At 36.4% G+C, this 15,817-nt stretch carries 15 protein-coding genes and 1 riboswitch; of the genes, 11 read left to right on the top strand and 4 right to left on the bottom strand.

The features are described 5' to 3' along the window. The first annotated feature begins 290 nt into the window (after nucleotides 1–290). The 3 genes from BN853_RS08545 to BN853_RS08535 all read left to right on the top strand — a co-directional run bounded on the left by BN853_RS08545 (nucleotide 291) and on the right by BN853_RS08535 (nucleotide 2,741). The gene (locus BN853_RS08545) at nucleotides 291–1,277 is read left to right on the top strand and encodes a retron St85 family effector protein (RefSeq protein WP_030005540.1); all 987 of its coding nucleotides are present in this window, start codon (nucleotides 291–293) and stop codon (nucleotides 1,275–1,277) included. After that, nucleotides 1,268–2,227, top strand: a complete 960-nt coding sequence (locus BN853_RS08540; protein ID WP_030005539.1) for a retron St85 family RNA-directed DNA polymerase — start codon at nucleotides 1,268–1,270, stop codon at nucleotides 2,225–2,227. Before BN853_RS08545 ends, BN853_RS08540 begins: the two co-directional genes overlap by 10 nt. A 307-nt stretch (nucleotides 2,228–2,534) precedes the next feature. Beyond that, nucleotides 2,535–2,741 carry a hypothetical protein gene (locus BN853_RS08535; protein ID WP_030005538.1) on the top strand — a complete coding sequence of 69 codons (207 nt, stop codon included), beginning with the start codon at nucleotides 2,535–2,537 and terminating at the stop codon, nucleotides 2,739–2,741. A gap of 17 nt (nucleotides 2,742–2,758) precedes the next feature. On the opposite strand, the gene proC is transcribed toward BN853_RS08535, so the two are convergent. After that, a complete protein-coding gene (proC, locus tag BN853_RS08530) occupies nucleotides 2,759–3,610 on the bottom strand; it encodes a pyrroline-5-carboxylate reductase (protein ID WP_052591400.1) in 852 nt (283 codons plus the stop codon). A 134-nt stretch (nucleotides 3,611–3,744) separates the two neighbouring features. Between proC and BN853_RS08525 the strand changes: the two genes are divergently transcribed. The 6 genes from BN853_RS08525 (at nucleotide 3,745) to BN853_RS08500 (ending at nucleotide 9,386) form a co-directional block, all read left to right on the top strand. Continuing rightward, the gene (locus BN853_RS08525) at nucleotides 3,745–4,698 is read left to right on the top strand and encodes a sensor domain-containing diguanylate cyclase (protein WP_030005536.1); all 954 of its coding nucleotides are present in this window, start codon (nucleotides 3,745–3,747) and stop codon (nucleotides 4,696–4,698) included. 120 nt (nucleotides 4,699–4,818) lie between these two features. After that, a riboswitch (adenosylcobalamin-variant (AdoCbl-variant) riboswitch) is annotated at nucleotides 4,819–4,893 on the top strand. Between the two features lie 81 nt (nucleotides 4,894–4,974). After that, complete coding sequence (locus BN853_RS08520; RefSeq protein ID WP_030005535.1) at nucleotides 4,975–6,147, top strand: ribonucleotide-diphosphate reductase subunit beta; 1,173 nt, start codon at nucleotides 4,975–4,977, stop codon at nucleotides 6,145–6,147. Between the two features lie 104 nt (nucleotides 6,148–6,251). Next, complete coding sequence (locus BN853_RS08515) at nucleotides 6,252–7,925, top strand: ribonucleoside-diphosphate reductase subunit alpha (protein ID WP_030005534.1); 1,674 nt, start codon at nucleotides 6,252–6,254, stop codon at nucleotides 7,923–7,925. An 80-nt stretch (nucleotides 7,926–8,005) separates the two neighbouring features. Further along, a complete protein-coding gene (locus BN853_RS08510; RefSeq protein ID WP_030005533.1) occupies nucleotides 8,006–8,620 on the top strand; it encodes a YdeI/OmpD-associated family protein in 615 nt (204 codons plus the stop codon). After that, entirely contained in the window at nucleotides 8,617–9,030 is a 414-nt protein-coding gene (locus BN853_RS08505; RefSeq protein WP_030005532.1) for a DUF1801 domain-containing protein, read from the top strand. The genes BN853_RS08510 and BN853_RS08505 overlap by 4 nt, the downstream gene beginning before the upstream one ends. Beyond that, entirely contained in the window at nucleotides 9,027–9,386 is a 360-nt protein-coding gene (locus tag BN853_RS08500) for a DUF2200 family protein (protein ID WP_030005531.1), read from the top strand. The genes BN853_RS08505 and BN853_RS08500 overlap by 4 nt, the downstream gene beginning before the upstream one ends. Nucleotides 9,387–9,427: 41 nt before the next feature. Here the strand turns inward: BN853_RS08500 and BN853_RS08495 are convergent, their stop codons facing one another. The 3 genes from BN853_RS08495 to ppdK form a co-directional block, all read right to left on the bottom strand. Beyond that, a complete protein-coding gene (locus tag BN853_RS08495) occupies nucleotides 9,428–9,667 on the bottom strand; it encodes a DUF2249 domain-containing protein (RefSeq protein ID WP_030005530.1) in 240 nt (79 codons plus the stop codon). A gap of 147 nt (nucleotides 9,668–9,814) precedes the next feature. Continuing rightward, nucleotides 9,815–10,966 carry a lamin tail domain-containing protein gene (locus tag BN853_RS08490; protein ID WP_030005529.1) on the bottom strand — a complete coding sequence of 384 codons (1,152 nt, stop codon included), beginning with the start codon at nucleotides 10,964–10,966 and terminating at the stop codon, nucleotides 9,815–9,817. 160 nt (nucleotides 10,967–11,126) lie between these two features. Beyond that, a complete protein-coding gene (gene ppdK / locus BN853_RS08485; protein WP_030005528.1) occupies nucleotides 11,127–13,754 on the bottom strand; it encodes a pyruvate, phosphate dikinase in 2,628 nt (875 codons plus the stop codon). Nucleotides 13,755–13,928: 174 nt separating this feature from the next. Between ppdK and BN853_RS08480 the strand changes: the two genes are divergently transcribed. Continuing rightward, nucleotides 13,929–14,876, top strand: coding sequence for a DHH family phosphoesterase (locus BN853_RS08480; RefSeq protein WP_030005527.1), 948 nt, complete (start codon nucleotides 13,929–13,931; stop codon nucleotides 14,874–14,876). Then, nucleotides 14,873–15,817 carry a DHH family phosphoesterase gene (locus tag BN853_RS08475; RefSeq protein ID WP_030005526.1) on the top strand — a complete coding sequence of 315 codons (945 nt, stop codon included), beginning with the start codon at nucleotides 14,873–14,875 and terminating at the stop codon, nucleotides 15,815–15,817. The genes BN853_RS08480 and BN853_RS08475 overlap by 4 nt, the downstream gene beginning before the upstream one ends.

The raw sequence follows: 15,817 nt of genomic DNA, 5'->3' as shown, positions 1-15,817 counted from the left end.
AGTTGATTATAGATTATTTTTGAATTCATTGAACAGATAATAATTAAGTAAACGATTAAGTTTAATTGAACAAAAATAAATAATGTGATAGAATTATATTGAGCCCTAGTAATTAGATGCTGGAATCGGCACCTTGGTTTGTGTAGATCAAACTTTGCGAATTACGTTAGTAACACGGCGTGCGAACTATTAAAACTGTCATTCTTAAAACTGCAGACAGTTTCAAGAATGCCAATTTCAACATTTCGCACTAACTTTTTAAGTAGGGCTCTCCTTTATGGAGGGAAATCATGCTATCAACTAATGAAACTAGAATTGTTAAAGCGATATTGAATAATAAAAATGAAATAAAAAGCAATCATACCAGTCTAGGAAACTACTATGATTTTATTTTTTTATGTGGAGGAGAAAAATACGAAAAAGATAATAGGAGTATGCTCGTACAGCATATAAACAAGTCAAAAAAAAGGAGTTCGCTATATTCAGAGGACTTATTTTCATTTTTGAAGGACATAGATTTATTGACATTCGAAGAAATACTACTTGAAATAAGCACAGCAGTGATTATTATACTCGAAAGTTGGGGTTCTGCTTGTGAATTAGGCGCTTTTTCGTATGTGAACAGTAACATAGACAAACTTTTAGTGATAAACGATATAAAACACAAGGATTCCCAATCGTTTATTAACGATGGACCGTTACGAAAAATAGAAAAACATAGCGAAAAGAAAAAAAGAGTTTTTTTTGAAAAATTTATCGATAATAAACCAAGAAACACTTTAGTTATTTCCTCAGAATTATCAGATGAAATAGATAATATTCAACCCAAAAAGACATTCAAATCAGCTACTTTTAATGTTACAGCTTCAAAGACTATTGAGATTCTTGACATAAGTTACCTAATGTGGTTAATTGTCGATATAATTAAAATCTTTGGAACTATAAAAAAGAAAAATACCTATACCCTGATCCTAAATATATTTGAAGTAGAAACTATTATTCTAAGAACGAGCGCTGAAAACACAATATCTAATCAAAATGAAGTTAGAAATATAATCGATTTTTTAATTACCGTGTTATTGAAGTTTAAATTAATTAAGGAAGTCAAAGATAATTGCACATTAAATTTAAGCTTTCTAAGACAAAATGGAGTCAAAGTAAAAGAGTTCTCCAGTGTGTTGTTTAAAGAATCATTTTTAAGAACTAGAAATGCAATAAAAATGAAAGCGGAAATATTGAATAAAGCTAAGAAAGATGGATACATTATATGGGAATAGTTCGAGAAGATATTTCAGATACATTTAATATGGATATGAAAAGAGTAAGTATTTATGTTAATAAATCAAATCAATTCTACAAGAAAATAGCGATACCCAAAAGAAAAGGTGGAACAAGAGAGGTCTATTTACCATCTTCAGACATAAAAATGCTGCAGCATTATATTTCAGAAAAATATTTCTCAAAAATTCAATTATCATCAAATGCCACAGCGTATATCAAAAGTAAATCAATTATAGATAATGCACGACCACATATAAAAAATAAGCATTTTTTATTTACAGATATATCGAACTTTTTTGATAATATTAAAAGAAATTTATTTTCTGAAATCTTACTAAAAGAATTGCCATTTTTAAGTCCATACGATGTTGAAGATATTTTGAGTATTTGCACATATAAAAATAGATTTGTTCAGGGGGCAGTTACGTCACCAATTATTTCAAATATATATTTAAAGAGTTTTGATGAGTTTCTTCAAGGAGTCGTTAAAAACATTCCTAATGGAGTGTATACAAGGTATTCTGACGACATAACGATATCATCAAGTGAATTTTTGAATGAAAATATAACTAAAATAATTGCTGATGAACTCTCTAAATTAGGACTTTTTGTTAATAACACTAAGACATATTTTTCATCATTTGTAGATGAGATAGAAATAACAGGTTTGAAAATTTCAGGGAATCGAATTAGTTTAAGTAACAAAAAGAAAAGAGAAATTAAGAATATGATTTATCATAAATTTAACAAGAAGTCGAACTCATCGGAAACTGCCGAACAAATTATCGGACATATGTTTTATTTGAGGCAAATTGAACCTCAATATTATAACACTTTAAATTTAAAATATAAGAAAAAGAAGAAGTTACTAATTGACAGACTTTTTCTCTTAAAAAATGAAGAAAACATCCAAAAGTGTACCGCAACAAGTAATATTCAAACTTGACTATAATCTTCATAAATTCAGTTAAAGTATCAAATGACGCCTTGGGAGCTCAAAAGGTTTTGAGGATACATTAGAACGCTAAGTTCATTGCTAAAGATTACTTTTTAATTTTGTAACTTTCATTTTCCCAAACATCAGAATAATCAATTAAACTAGCTCAGTCAATCTTAATTTCATAATAATTATTTTCGTCTTGCACCACAAAGTTAAGAGAAATAAGGATATTAGTTCATAAAAGATATCTTATACAGCGAATCTCCCTTATCTAAAACTACCAACTGCATATATACTGAACGAGCTGCAGATTATGGTAGATTTTGCTTACACGCTTCCTTCTGGATTAAGTGAAGTACTACTTCAAAAGCTTTATCATAAGGGCGCATTTAGTGAATTTAAAGTCTTTATCCAAAGGCACTTAATTGTTAATGATTGGTACGACTATAAAAAACAAGCCTTTATAAAAAAGCTTGTTGAGTGGGCTGTTATAAACAACATAGAACTTGAATACGAATGAAAAAACTAGTATTTTGACTAGTTTTTTTCTTTCATCATCTCAAGAAACCGTTTGGTTGTTTTATCAAGCGCTTCTTTAACGAGGTTCTCTAAGTGGTTTTCTTGTAGTGAATTAACGCCTTCAATGGTAGATCCACCCTTTGAACAAACGTTATTGATGAGTGTCTCGATTGGAAAGTTCTGTGTGCTGACCATCTGACTTGCCCCAACCACAGAAGTCGAAATGAGCTTAACGGACTCTTCTAATGTAAATCCATTGGCGAGTCCATAATCAACAAAAGCTTTCATAAATAGGTAGCTAAATGCAGGCGATGAACCACTTAAACTGCTTAGTATTGGAAGTTTATCTTCGCTCACAATCATTACCTCACCAAAACTACTAAAGAGCTCTATAATAAGATTTAACGTCTTTTTATCCACCGTTTCTTCGTGACTAATACCAGTCATACCTAGACCGACTAAAGAAGGTGTATTTGGGATGGTTCTTATGACGTTTGTTTTATGATCAACTAAGGCGCCAAGCGTCTTTAGTGTAAAAGAAGGCGTAATTGAAATCACCGTTTTTGATTGGTCTAAAACGTCTTTGATTTCTTGAATGACTTGTTCGTATCGGTCGGGTTTCGTAGCTAAAAAGAGGATGTCTGCTTGTGCTGCGACTAAGTGGTTGGAATTTTCTATGTTTATTTGATAACGTTTCTTTAACGCTTCACGACGTTGTTCTGTTTTTGTGTGAACAAAGATTTGCGAAGCATCAACAACGTTTGATTCTAATAAACCTTTTAGAATTGCCTCGCCCATATTGCCACACCCAATAAAACCGATTTTCATAAAATCACTTCTTTCTATTCTTTGATGGTTATATTTTAACATATCAAGGCTTCTTTTATTTCATCTTTGACAGTGTTCGGTTCTTTTATGTGATTGATTAGATAGGTTTGATTTTATTTTTTAGATGACAGCTTTCTATGGTAAAATAAGTAAAGAATCAAGAAGAGGTGTATCTGATGAAATTAAATGAAAAAACCATATTGGCCTATAATAATTTTCAAGTACTAAGCGATGGCGTATTAAAACTTGCAAAAGAGATTATGCCTGATAAAATCATCTACATCAATTTTCTTAACGATGACGTACAAGTCACCATGAAAGTCTCAAAGCACGACACGCTAGTTAAACTAGACGAAGGACTAACCATTCCAGTTGAAGAAGCGATTTGTCACCGAATCAATTATGAGGAGAAAAAACCACTCGTTATCAATGATTTCGATTTAGTTGACTTTGGCTCAAACGTATCAAAAACAATTAAAAACAGCAACATGAAATCCTATTTAGGAATTCCAATCACGTTTAAAAATGGGGACCGCTTTGGTGCTTTATGTTGTGCACATCACGATAAAAGTGCCTTTGACGCACACGAAATTGAGCTTTTAGAAAAGTTAGCGGATTTATTCTCTTATTATTTAGAACTTGAACAAATGGCGTTTAAAGATAATTTGACCGGCCTTTATAACACACACTTTTTAAATCAACTTGAACAAAAGATACTGTCGATGGGTGGGTTATCGATTATGATTGACCTTGATCATTTTAAAGACATTAACGATCGCTATGGACATCATCAAGGCAACCACGTATTAAAAGAGATTGGCCATATCGTTAATGAGTTTTCAGACTCATTTATGGAAGCTTATGGCATCAGACTTGGGGGCGATGAGTTTTTCATCTTTGTCAACGACATCAAAACAAGCGATCAAGCAAAGGATGCACTTACTCGTCTTTTAACTAATTTAAACATTAGATTGAAAAAAGACGTGGATTTGAGTATTTCTGCCAGTGTTGGGGCATATTTGTATGAACCAAATCAAGTCAGTTCTTTAGAGGAATTACTGAAACGAACGGATCAACAACTCTATCAAGCCAAAAAAGATGGGAAAAACCGTTATGTGCTTCTAACTTAACAACGGATTAAATCAACTTAAACGATTAGAATAACGTGCATTTTTGCACTTTTTTCTTTTTATGTCATGAGAGACAAATGGAAAGCTTATTCGTTTGAACGGATAACGTAACGTGATATAATGTCAAATACAAGGTGAAGTTTGGTGAAAATCCAACACTGTCGCGCAACGGTAAAGTCCGATCCCTTGTAACGCCTGGATATCAAGGCGAATGATGCTCGCGTAAAGCTCTTTTTTTCTTTATGTGAGGATAATAATTGTAAGGAGAAGAAGCTAATGAAACTAGAATGGGTATTAAAAAGAGATGGCAGTTTGGTCGCATTCGACGATCAAAGAATTACACAGGCAATTTATCTTGCAGCAAAACAAACGGGTGAATTTGAACAAATTGAAGCGAGGGAGTTGGCAAATAAGGTTAAAGAAAAACTAAGAACACAAACCGCTGATGTCTTAAGTGTTGAACTGATTCAAGATTATTGTGAGGAAGTTTTATTGAGCTCAGTGTATAAGCAAACGGCAAAAGCGTTTATTTTGTACAGAGAAAAACGAAAAATAAACCGAGAAAAGAATATATTTAAACCAAGACTAAGTTTGAAACCATACGAATACAAAGATTTGGTTGAATACGTCGATGCGATTAGGCATTCGTATTGGATACACACGGAGTTTAATTACACCTCGGATATTCAAGATTTTAAAGTACTTGCGAACAACGTTGAACAAGAAGCGATTCGAAGATCCATGCTTGCAATCGCACAAATCGAGGTCTCTGTAAAAACGTTTTGGGGCGATATTTTTAAACATCTGCCAAAACCTGAAATTGGCTCTGTCGGTTATACGTTTGCAGAAAGTGAAGTAAGGCATCACGATGCGTATTCGCATTTGCTAGAATTGTTAGGATTAAATGATGCCTTTGAAACCATTAGCTCGGTACCGGCCATGATCAAACGAATAAATTACCTAGATTATATGAATCAAACCTCAAAGCAGTTTGATGAAAAAAGTTATACCATATCAATATTACTTTTTTCGTTATTCATCGAACATGTCTCACTGTTTTCACAGTTCTTGATTATTATGTCCTTTAACAAGTATCAAAATCGATTTAAAGGTATTTCCAATGTCATAGAAGCCACATCGAAAGAAGAACAAATACACGGGCTATTTGGAATTGATGTCGTAAATATCATTAAACAAGAAAATCCAACTTGGTTTGATGAGTCGATGTCTTACCGGATAAAGAAGCGTGTCTTTCTGCATTTGAAGCGGAAAAAGAGATTGTTGAGTGGATATTTGAAGAAGGTGAACTTGAGTTTCTATCAAAAGAAGTCGTCATCGAGTTCATCAAAAACCGATTCAACCAATCGCTCGTTCAAATCGGTGAACCAACCTTATTTGATATTGATGAAGCCTTGGTTAGTAAAACCAATTGGTTTGATGATGAAGTGATTGCCACCAAACATGGCGACTTCTTTGTAAAACGATCGATCAATTACAACAAACGTTCAAGAAGTATTACCGAAGATGATTTATTTTAAAAGGAGATGAGTAAAATGAGATGGTTAAACGATTTAAGTAGACAATTTTTAAGTAAAGGATATCTAAGCGAAGGACAGACGGCAGAAGACCGAGTGATGGTCATCGCAAAACACGCAGAAGAGATATTGGGGATGCCAGGATTTTCAACGAAGTTCTATGAATACATGTCAAAGGGTTTTTACTCTTTATCTTCGCCTATATGGGCCAATTTTGGTCTTGAAAGAGGCCTTCCAATTAGTTGCTTTGGCGGTACAGTGTTAGATGATATGAGTCAAATATTATATTCGGTTGGTGAAACTGGAATGATGAGTAAATACGGCGGGGGCACCTCAGGATTCTTCGGCGACTTACGTCATCGAGGTGCACCAATCAAAGACAACGGTGTCTCCTCAGGATCCGTACACTTCATGCAGTTATTTCAAAGTGTGATTGATGTGGTGTCTCAAGGATCAACGAGACGAGGTCATTACGCACCATACCTCCCGGTTGAACACAAAGACATCCATGAGTTCTTAGAAATAGGGACTGAAGGTAACCCAATCCAAAACCTAACACACGGGGTAACCGTCAGTGACCGATGGATGAAAGAAATGATCGACGGCGACGTTGAAAAACGACGACTGTGGGCAAAAATCATTCAACGAAGAGCAGAAATGGGGTATCCATATTTGTTATTCACTGATACAGTTAATCGCAACACAGTGGATTGTTATAAAGATAAACAGTTACAAATCACACACAGCAATTTGTGCACAGAAATCATGCTGCCCGATAATAGTGATTGGTCATTCGTTTGTGATTTAAGCTCAATGAACTTACTATATTACGACGAATGGAAAACAACCGATGCGGTAGAAACACTTACCTACTTTTTAGATGCTGTGATGACGGATTTCATCACTAAACTAGAGAAACTGATGAACTCAAGGTTAAAAGAAGATCAAGAAGCCTTTTTTTACATGAGAAGAGCTTACCAATTTGCCAAAGATAACCGCGCGCTTGGTCTTGGTGTCCTGGGTTGGCATTCGTATCTACAATCTAAAATGATTTCATTTGAATCACTAGAAGCAAACAAGTTGAACGTTGAAATATTTAGATTCATCAAAGAACGCGCTTATCAAGCCTCAATCGAATTAGCGACTTTGTTTGAAGAAGCGCCCGTGACCAAAGGTTACAGACGTCGAAACGCGACACTTAATGCCGTGGCACCTACAACCTCTTCTTCATTTATCTTAGGACAGGTATCACAAAGCATTGAACCGATTTGGTCTAATTGTTATGTTAAGGATATTGATAAAGTCAAGGTGACCATTCACAATCAGAAGCTAAAAGAATTGTTGAAACAAAGAGACATGGACACGAAAGAAATTTGGCAATCCATTAGAGACCATGACGGGTCTGTTCAACATTTGACGTGCCTAACAGACCAAGAAAAAGACGTTTTTAAAACGTTCGCTGAGATAGATCCTTACGTCATTATCGATCAAGCTGCGTCGAGACAACATTACATCGATCAAGGGCAATCATTAAATCTAATGATTAGTCAAAACACCTCAGCAAAAGAGATTAATCAGCTCTATATCTACGCTTGGGAAAATGGAATCAAATCGCTTTACTATCAACATGCAACAAACGCTGCTCAAAAGTTCAATCAATCTAAGTTGTGTCAACAGGCGTGCGAAGCGTAACAAAAGTTTTTTAATAGAAGTGCTTAATTGCACTTTTTTAATTTTATCGTGTATACTAACCTTAATAGGAGGAAATTCATATGATAGATAAACTAATAAAGGATAAAACACATATCATCATTGATTTTAATAAAGATGATAGTATCATTGAAGAAAAGAGATTCTATCAAGTTGTCGTTGGTTTTGTAGGCGAGTTGAGTCAAATGAAACAGGCAATTTTATATGCAAATAAATGCTTACATGAAGATGGTATGTTGTATCTAATATATCCCAAACTAAACAACAAAATCTATTTAAAAGGCATTCATAGAGACCACATTTTCCCCTATCTAATGGTCAATGAAGACTCAGGCTATGTCAACGAAACTGATTTAAGATTTAATCAAATGCGCGCTTACGATATCAATCAGACATTGTTTGGTCTCAAGAAAGATAAAACAAGAAAAGAGCGAATAAAAGCTAAGAAAGACAACGTTGATTATTCGAAAAAAATCAGTGAGGTTAGAACGCTACTTAAGGACTCTCTAAGCCTTAATTTCTTTGATTCGCTTGCCCCTGGGTATCAAAAAGCGTGGGCTAGATACGTATTCGAAGCTGCTTTAGAAGAGACTCGAAAAAGACGTATAGAAGAGATGAAGCACTTATTAAATCAAGGGATTAAATCAAAAAACTTAGAAAAGAGGCCGTCAAAATGAAACTAAACGATGATGTATTAGGCTACCTTAATACGTTAGATCCAAAAAGAAAACAAGACATGGTAGTACTCATGGAATTAACACATCAGATTACGGGCTATGATCCAACCTTAGTAGGAACAATCCTATACTTTGGACATTTGACATACAAATATAAAACAGGACGATCGGGGGTTATGCCTCTTGTAGGTATTTCTAGTCGAAAACAAGCAATCACTATCTACATGTCTTATGATATTAATCAATATGAGGATTTGAATCTACTTGGGAAATACCAAACAGGTAAAGGTTGCCTTTACATTAAGAAAACAGAAGACGTGTCACTTGATGTCTTAGAAGAACTAATGAGAAAAGCAATCAAAGATACGCTAGCGCTTGATTTCATCACAGTAAATGAGGTGAATGTATGACCAACAATGAAAAACTCTTTAACATGCCTTTTTCTAAGATCTATGACCTCTACGTTAAAAAGGTCGAGCGTAAGAATCAAGACAAAGCTAAGATCAATGAACTTCTTTTTTGGCTCTATGGGTATGAAAGTGACTCGATTGATCAATTAGTAAATTCGGACATAACGCTTGAAGCCTTTATAAGTCAAGCGCCAAACAAAAATGAATCAAGACATTTAATTAAAGGTGTCATTTGTGGCGTCAGAATTGAAGAAATAAAAGACCCGATGTATCAAGAAATCAGGTACTTAGATAAGGTAATTGATGAACTAGCAAAAGGTAGAGACATCAACAAAATTAAAAGAAAAAAAGACTAAGAAAATGAACTTAGTCCTTGACTAGGTAGCCTTTAAAAAGGTTACTTTTTTTCTACCTCTTTGATTTTTGTAATCAGTACTTCAAACGTATTTGGGCCTTCAACCAAATATTGCCAAGAAAAACAGTCTTTGTGTTTAAACAAGAACTGATAGTATAGCGGTTTAGGGTCATGGTCGTTAATCAATTTCATGGTCTCATTTACCTCTAAACCATAAAACATATCAAATATGGCCTTATGTCTATCTTTAGGCATGTAGTCTGGTGCTACAATTGTTTTCATGTTATCAACTCCTACATTTAGGATAGTCTATTTTGATAAAATAATCAAAGAAAGTCCCTTGGTACAGCTAACTAGACCAAATATTTCTAAATAAGGTGAGTCATCTAATGAAAAAACACCTCGCGATAGAGCGAAGTGTTTGTTTGACTATCTAAAGGTCAGGTCGTAATAACATGTTCCTGGTTTTAATTTATTTGTCTCATAGTTCCAACATGGATCTACTTCACCGTGTAAGGCAAACCCGTTAGCTTCTGCATAATGCTCAGCATTTTTAAGGAACCCATAATACAACACACTGCGATACTGTTGAACATAGTCACTAGCGGCTTTGGATAGACCGTTTTTTATAACAAAGTGAGAAACAAGATTACCGTCAACCCAGACATTAAATAAGTAACGTCCAAAAGTATCTTTTAGTGCTTGTCCTTCAATGCTTTGAAGCTCAATTTTTGTACCGTTAAGTATGTTAGATGTGAATAGACTGGCTGGTTTACCAAATGGTTTTTCTTGTCCTGGAATAACTTCAGGAGTATCGATATAATAAAAGCGTACTCTATGCACACCAAAGGGGATAATAATCAGCTCACCGGAAACAATGTTATCTTCAATCCTAAAGTTTGCAGTATCACCATCGCCAGTACTGGCCAGTGTGACTTCAATCACACCGCCACCACCCAGGTTAGCGTCGTTTGGATCGACAAATGGTTTGTCGTAGTCTGCTTGTGTGAGCTTAGGTCCTTTTAGTAACTCTTCTTCAAGAAGAATACCTTCGGTTGTTTTTAGCAATTGAAATGATTCGGCATGATACATCACAAAATCACTATAAACGAATGTTTTTCTTGCTTTCATTTGATCGACTTTACGAACAAGTGCTAGGTTTGTTCCAAAATCGGCGTTAAACCCAGGTGTGCCAATCGCATCAATGGTTGTTTTGCCTTTTTTTAGTAGAACTGGATCGTTTCCATTAAAGACGAGATCTTCAGATTGCATATCTGAGATGTCAATTAAGTCTTGGTTTGATGCGCTATCTCTTGATATAACAAAGTAGTCATTACCTTTAATTTCACCGGATAGTGGAATCGTAATTAGGTTGTCTGAAAATCCGTTAATGTGAATTTCAAGTTTGTAATCGCTTAATTTAACGGACTTACTTGAGGTATTATAAATTTCAATGGCGTTGTTTCCACCACTGATGGCTTCATAATACTTTGAAATAAGAAGTGGTGATTTTGAACTTGAACAAGCAGCAAGTACGCTTGTAGAGAAAACCACGAGTAGTAATACAAGTATTTTTTTCATTTGTTTTAAAACCTCTCTTTTAATATCTGTAGTTATTATACCATAGGATTTAATCAGGATTCAAAAGAATCGGGTTGATACAACTTTAAAAATTAAAGCAGAAGTGACAAGAAAAACTGCCTTTGGTCAGAAATGACGATAGGCAGTTTTTACATGGTTGTTATTTTCTTGGATTTTTGATGTTCGCTTGAGCCGCTGCAAGTTTTGCAAGAGGGACTCTAAATGGCGAACATGAAACGTAGGTTAATCCGATGTTATGGCAGAATTCGACCGATTGAGGGTCGCCTCCATGCTCACCGCAGATGCCTAGTTTGATGTCTTTACGAACACTTTGGCCTTTTTCAACGGCCATCTTCATTAAGCTACCCACACCGGTTTCATCGATGTGTGCAAAAGGGTCTGCTTCAAAGACTTTTGTCTTGTAGTAGTCACCTAAGAACTTCGCGGCGTCATCTCTACTAAAGCCAAACGTCATTTGAGTTAAGTCGTTTGTTCCAAAGCTGAAGAATTCGGCTTCTTTAGCAATGGTATCTGCCGTTAGACAAGCCCTAGGGATTTCAATCATGGTACCAACAAGATAGTCGAGTTTATGATTGTGTTCTTTTTGGACTTTTTCAGCGGTTTCAACCACAACTTTCTTGACGTAGTTAAATTCTTTAATGTCAGCAATCAACGGAATCATGATTTCTGGTGTGACGTTGCCGCCTTCTTTATTGACGGTAATCGCTGCTTCTATGACTGCTCTTGTTTGCATTTGTGCAATCTCTGGGTAGGTGACAGCGAGTCTAACCCCACGGTGCCCAAGCATTGGGTTGACTTCGTGAAGGCTATCGATGGTTTGTCTTAATTCATCAAATTCGATACCCATTTCCTCAGCAAGCACTCTGATTTCTTGGTAAGTATGCGGTAAGAATTCGTGTAGTGGTGGATCTAAGTAACGAATGGTGACGGCGTAGCCTTTCATCGCTTTATATAGACCGATGAAGTCTTCTCTTTGCATTGGAAGTAATTTATCAAGGGCGCGTTTTCTTTCAACAGCGTTATTAGATACAATCATTTCACGCATGGCTCTGATTCGATCTGCAGCAAAGAACATGTGTTCCGTACGGCATAATCCAATCCCTTCAGCACCAAAGTTATAAGCAACCTCAGCGTCTTTCGGTGTATCAGCATTTGTTCTTACTTTTAGGACTCTATGTTTATCTGCCCAAGCCATTAGGGTAGCAAAATCACCAGAGACGGTGGCATCCACGGTCTTGATTTGTTCACCGTAAACTTTACCAGTAGAACCATCAAGTGAGATGTAGTCGCCTTCTTTAAAGCGTTTGCCTTCGATTTCAAAATACTTATCGGTTTCATTTACTTTGACTTTATCAGCACCCGCGACGCAGCAGGTACCCATGCCTCTTGCAACGACGGCTGCGTGAGAAGTCATCCCACCGCGTGAGGTTAAAATACCTTTAGCGACAACCATACCTTCGATGTCCTCAGGTGAGGTTTCTTGTCTAACTAGGATGACTGGTTTGCCATCGGCTTTAAATAATTGTGCGGCACGTTCTGCCGTAAATACGACGCGACCGGTCGCAGCCCCTGGGGATGCTGGAAGCCCAGTTGTCAGTGGTGTTGCATGTAGTAGTGTTTTTTGGTCAAATTGAGGATGAAGTAGTTGATCTAATTGAGCAGGTTCTACCTTCATCAAAGCTTCTTTTTCAGTGAGTAAACCTTCTTTAACCAAATCAATGGCAATCTTTAAAGCCGCTTGCGCGGTACGTTTACCATTTCTGGTTTGTAGCATATAAAGTTTGCCTTTTTCTATGGTGAATTCCATGTCTTGCATATCATGGTAATGATTTTCTAGTTTCTTAGCGATATCTTCAAACTGTTTATATAACCCTTCGTTATCTTTTTTAAGATCTGAGATTGGTTTTGGTGTTCTAATACCAGCCACGACGTCCTCACCTTGTGCGTTAAATAGATATTCACCGAACAAGACGTTCTCACCAGTTGCTGGGTTTCTTGAGAATGCCACCCCGGTACCGGAATCGTTACCCATGTTGCCAAATACCATGGATTGAACGTTGACTGCGGTACCCCAAGAATAAGGAATTTGATTAAGCATACGGTAAGTATTGGCTCTTGGGTTATCCCAAGATCTAAATACCGCACTTATTGCCTCAATTAATTGGACTTTTGGGTCTTGCGGGAACTCTTCTCCCTTGAGTTCCTTGTATTTGGCTTTGTAAGCCTTTGTGATTAAAATTAAATCGTCAGCGTCTAAATCGGTATCAAGTTCGACACCTTTTTTGTGTTTTTGAGATTCCAAGATGGCTTCAAAGTTTGATTTTGAGATGTCCATAACGACATCGGCAAACATTTGAATAAAACGGCGATACGAGTCATAAGCAAATCTTGGGTTGTTCGTTAGTTTTGCTAAGCCTTCAACGGCCTTGTCAGTTAAACCCAAGTTTAAAATTGTGTCCATCATCCCTGGCATTGAAGCTCTAGCACCAGAACGAACCGATACTAAGAATGGATTTTCACTCGATCCAAACTGTTTTCCAGATGTGCTTTGTGTGGCCTCTAGTGCAGCAAGGATTTGCTCCACAATTTCAGGTGCAATCATTTTACCGTCTTGGTAGTACCTGGTACAAGCTTCTGTTGTTACCGTGAAGCCTTGTGGAACTGGCAAACCGATGTTTGTCATTTCCGCGAGGTTGGCTCCCTTACCACCAAGCAGGTTTTTCATGTCTGCACGTCCTTCTTTGAACAAATAAACGTACTTAGTCATATTCTCTTCCTTTCGTAAAAACGCTTTTATTTATATTATTATTATAACAATAACTTAAATAAAAGACAAACATTCTTTTTTCGTGTAATTTGTCTCTAATTCTTTATATGAATTAAAAAAAGTGATATACTAATATAAGGCACCAAAAATAGAAGAAGAAAACGAGGTATTTCTATGAGTTATCAACCCATTTTAGATAAGATTAAAGCTTATGACACCATCATTATTCACAGGCACACAAAACCTGATTTTGACGCGATTGGTTCACAGGTTGGATTAAAAGAGATTTTACAAGAGAACTTTAATGACAAGACGATTTACGTTGTTGGCGATCAAAACCGTTTTGATAAAGACAACGACATGCAAGAAATAGAAGACAATGCATTTGTTGGCGCGCTATCAATCATTGTTGATGTTGCGGTATCGCACATGGTAAGCGATGAACGTTACTTAACTGCTGCTGAGGCTATTGTCATTGATCATCACACCAACGATTCGACAATCACAAACGCAAGCTTAGTAATAAGTGACGCAAGTTTTTCATCCGCTGCGGAGCTAATCGCAACCATCGCACTGGATTTGAATTTAGTGATCAACGAAAGAGCGGCATCGTTTTTATACGCTGGTATGGTCACGGATACCGGGCGCTTTCAATGGTTAAAAAATCCAAAGCACACGTTTATGATTGCCTCAATCCTTACCGGATTAGGTGCAAAAACAACAGAGCTTTATGATTTCTTATACGTGGAATCGCTTGAACAAAAGATGATGAAGATTGATTTCCAATCCAGGTTTGTTTTTGAGGACGGGATTGCATATTTAAAGAACGATCAATCGGTCTTTGATAAATACAACGTCGATGTCTTTACTGTCTCAAGAGGTATGGTCAATTTGGCCAGTGGGATTGAAGAAATTAAAATATGGTTGAACTTCACCTACGACAAAGAAAGAGACGTTATTCTTGGTGAATTTCGTTCAAGAGGCATTAAAATTGTCGATATTGCCAAGAAGTTTGGTGGCGGTGGACACGAACAAGCGTGTGGCGCCTCATTAAAGACTTGGGAAGAAGTCGACCAAATGATTACAGAATTTAAAGCATTAGCAAAAGGAGAAAAGATATGATTAACCCAGTAATTATTAAAAAGATACACGAATACGACACCATTATTATCCACGGACATAAACGCCCGGATGGGGATTGTTATGGGGCACAGTTTGGCCTAAAAAGCATCTTAACTGAAACATTTAAGAATAAGAGAGTTTATGTTGTTGGTGAAACAAGTGACTTTGTAAGCTTTGTTGGTACACCAGATATCATTGAAGATGAGGTTTACGAAAACGCGTTATCGATTGTGGTTGATACCGCAATTGAGGACCGTATTAGTGATTCTAGATACAAATTAGGAAAAGAGATCATTAAAATCGACCACCACATCCCTGTGGATGATTATGGTGATTACCGCTGGGTAGATACAACCTACCCATCGTGTGCTCAAATGATCGCAACCTTCTATAAAAAATACAAAAAAGAATTAAAACTCGGTTACGAAGGCGCACTTGCGATGTATGTGGGTATTCTAACCGATACAGGTAGATTCAGATTCCGTGGTGTTTCAAGAAAGACACATGAGATTGCAGGTATGTTATTAGACTTTGGTGTGGACGTGGAATACGTTGATCAAAAATTATCGGTTGAAACGATGAACATGATACGCTTAAAAGGCTATGTGTTATCTAATTTTGAAACGACAAATGAAGGTTTTATCTACATCAAAGTCACAAGAGATGTGATTAATCAATTTGGTGTGACCGACGAACAAGCCGCATCGGTCGTGTCTCACTTAGGTGGGATTGAAGGTTACCCAGTTTGGGCGATTTTCATCGAATACCCAGGCGAAATTAGAATCAGACTTCGCTCAAGAGGCCCAGTTATTTCGACACTTGCCAATGAATTTGGCGGTGGTGGACATGCCAAAGCTTCAGGCGCAAAACTAAACGACTGGTCAGAATTAGAACACTTTAAATCACGCGTCGATGACGTCTTAAAAGCATACAAAGGTTAA

Origin of the sequence: Paracholeplasma brassicae (genome assembly GCF_000967915.1) — a bacterium.
Taxonomy (GTDB): domain Bacteria; phylum Bacillota_I; class Bacilli_A; order Acholeplasmatales; family UBA5453; genus Paracholeplasma; species Paracholeplasma brassicae.
Note: the sequence above shows the minus strand (reverse complement) of the source record. Positions and strands in the feature narration are given on the sequence as shown.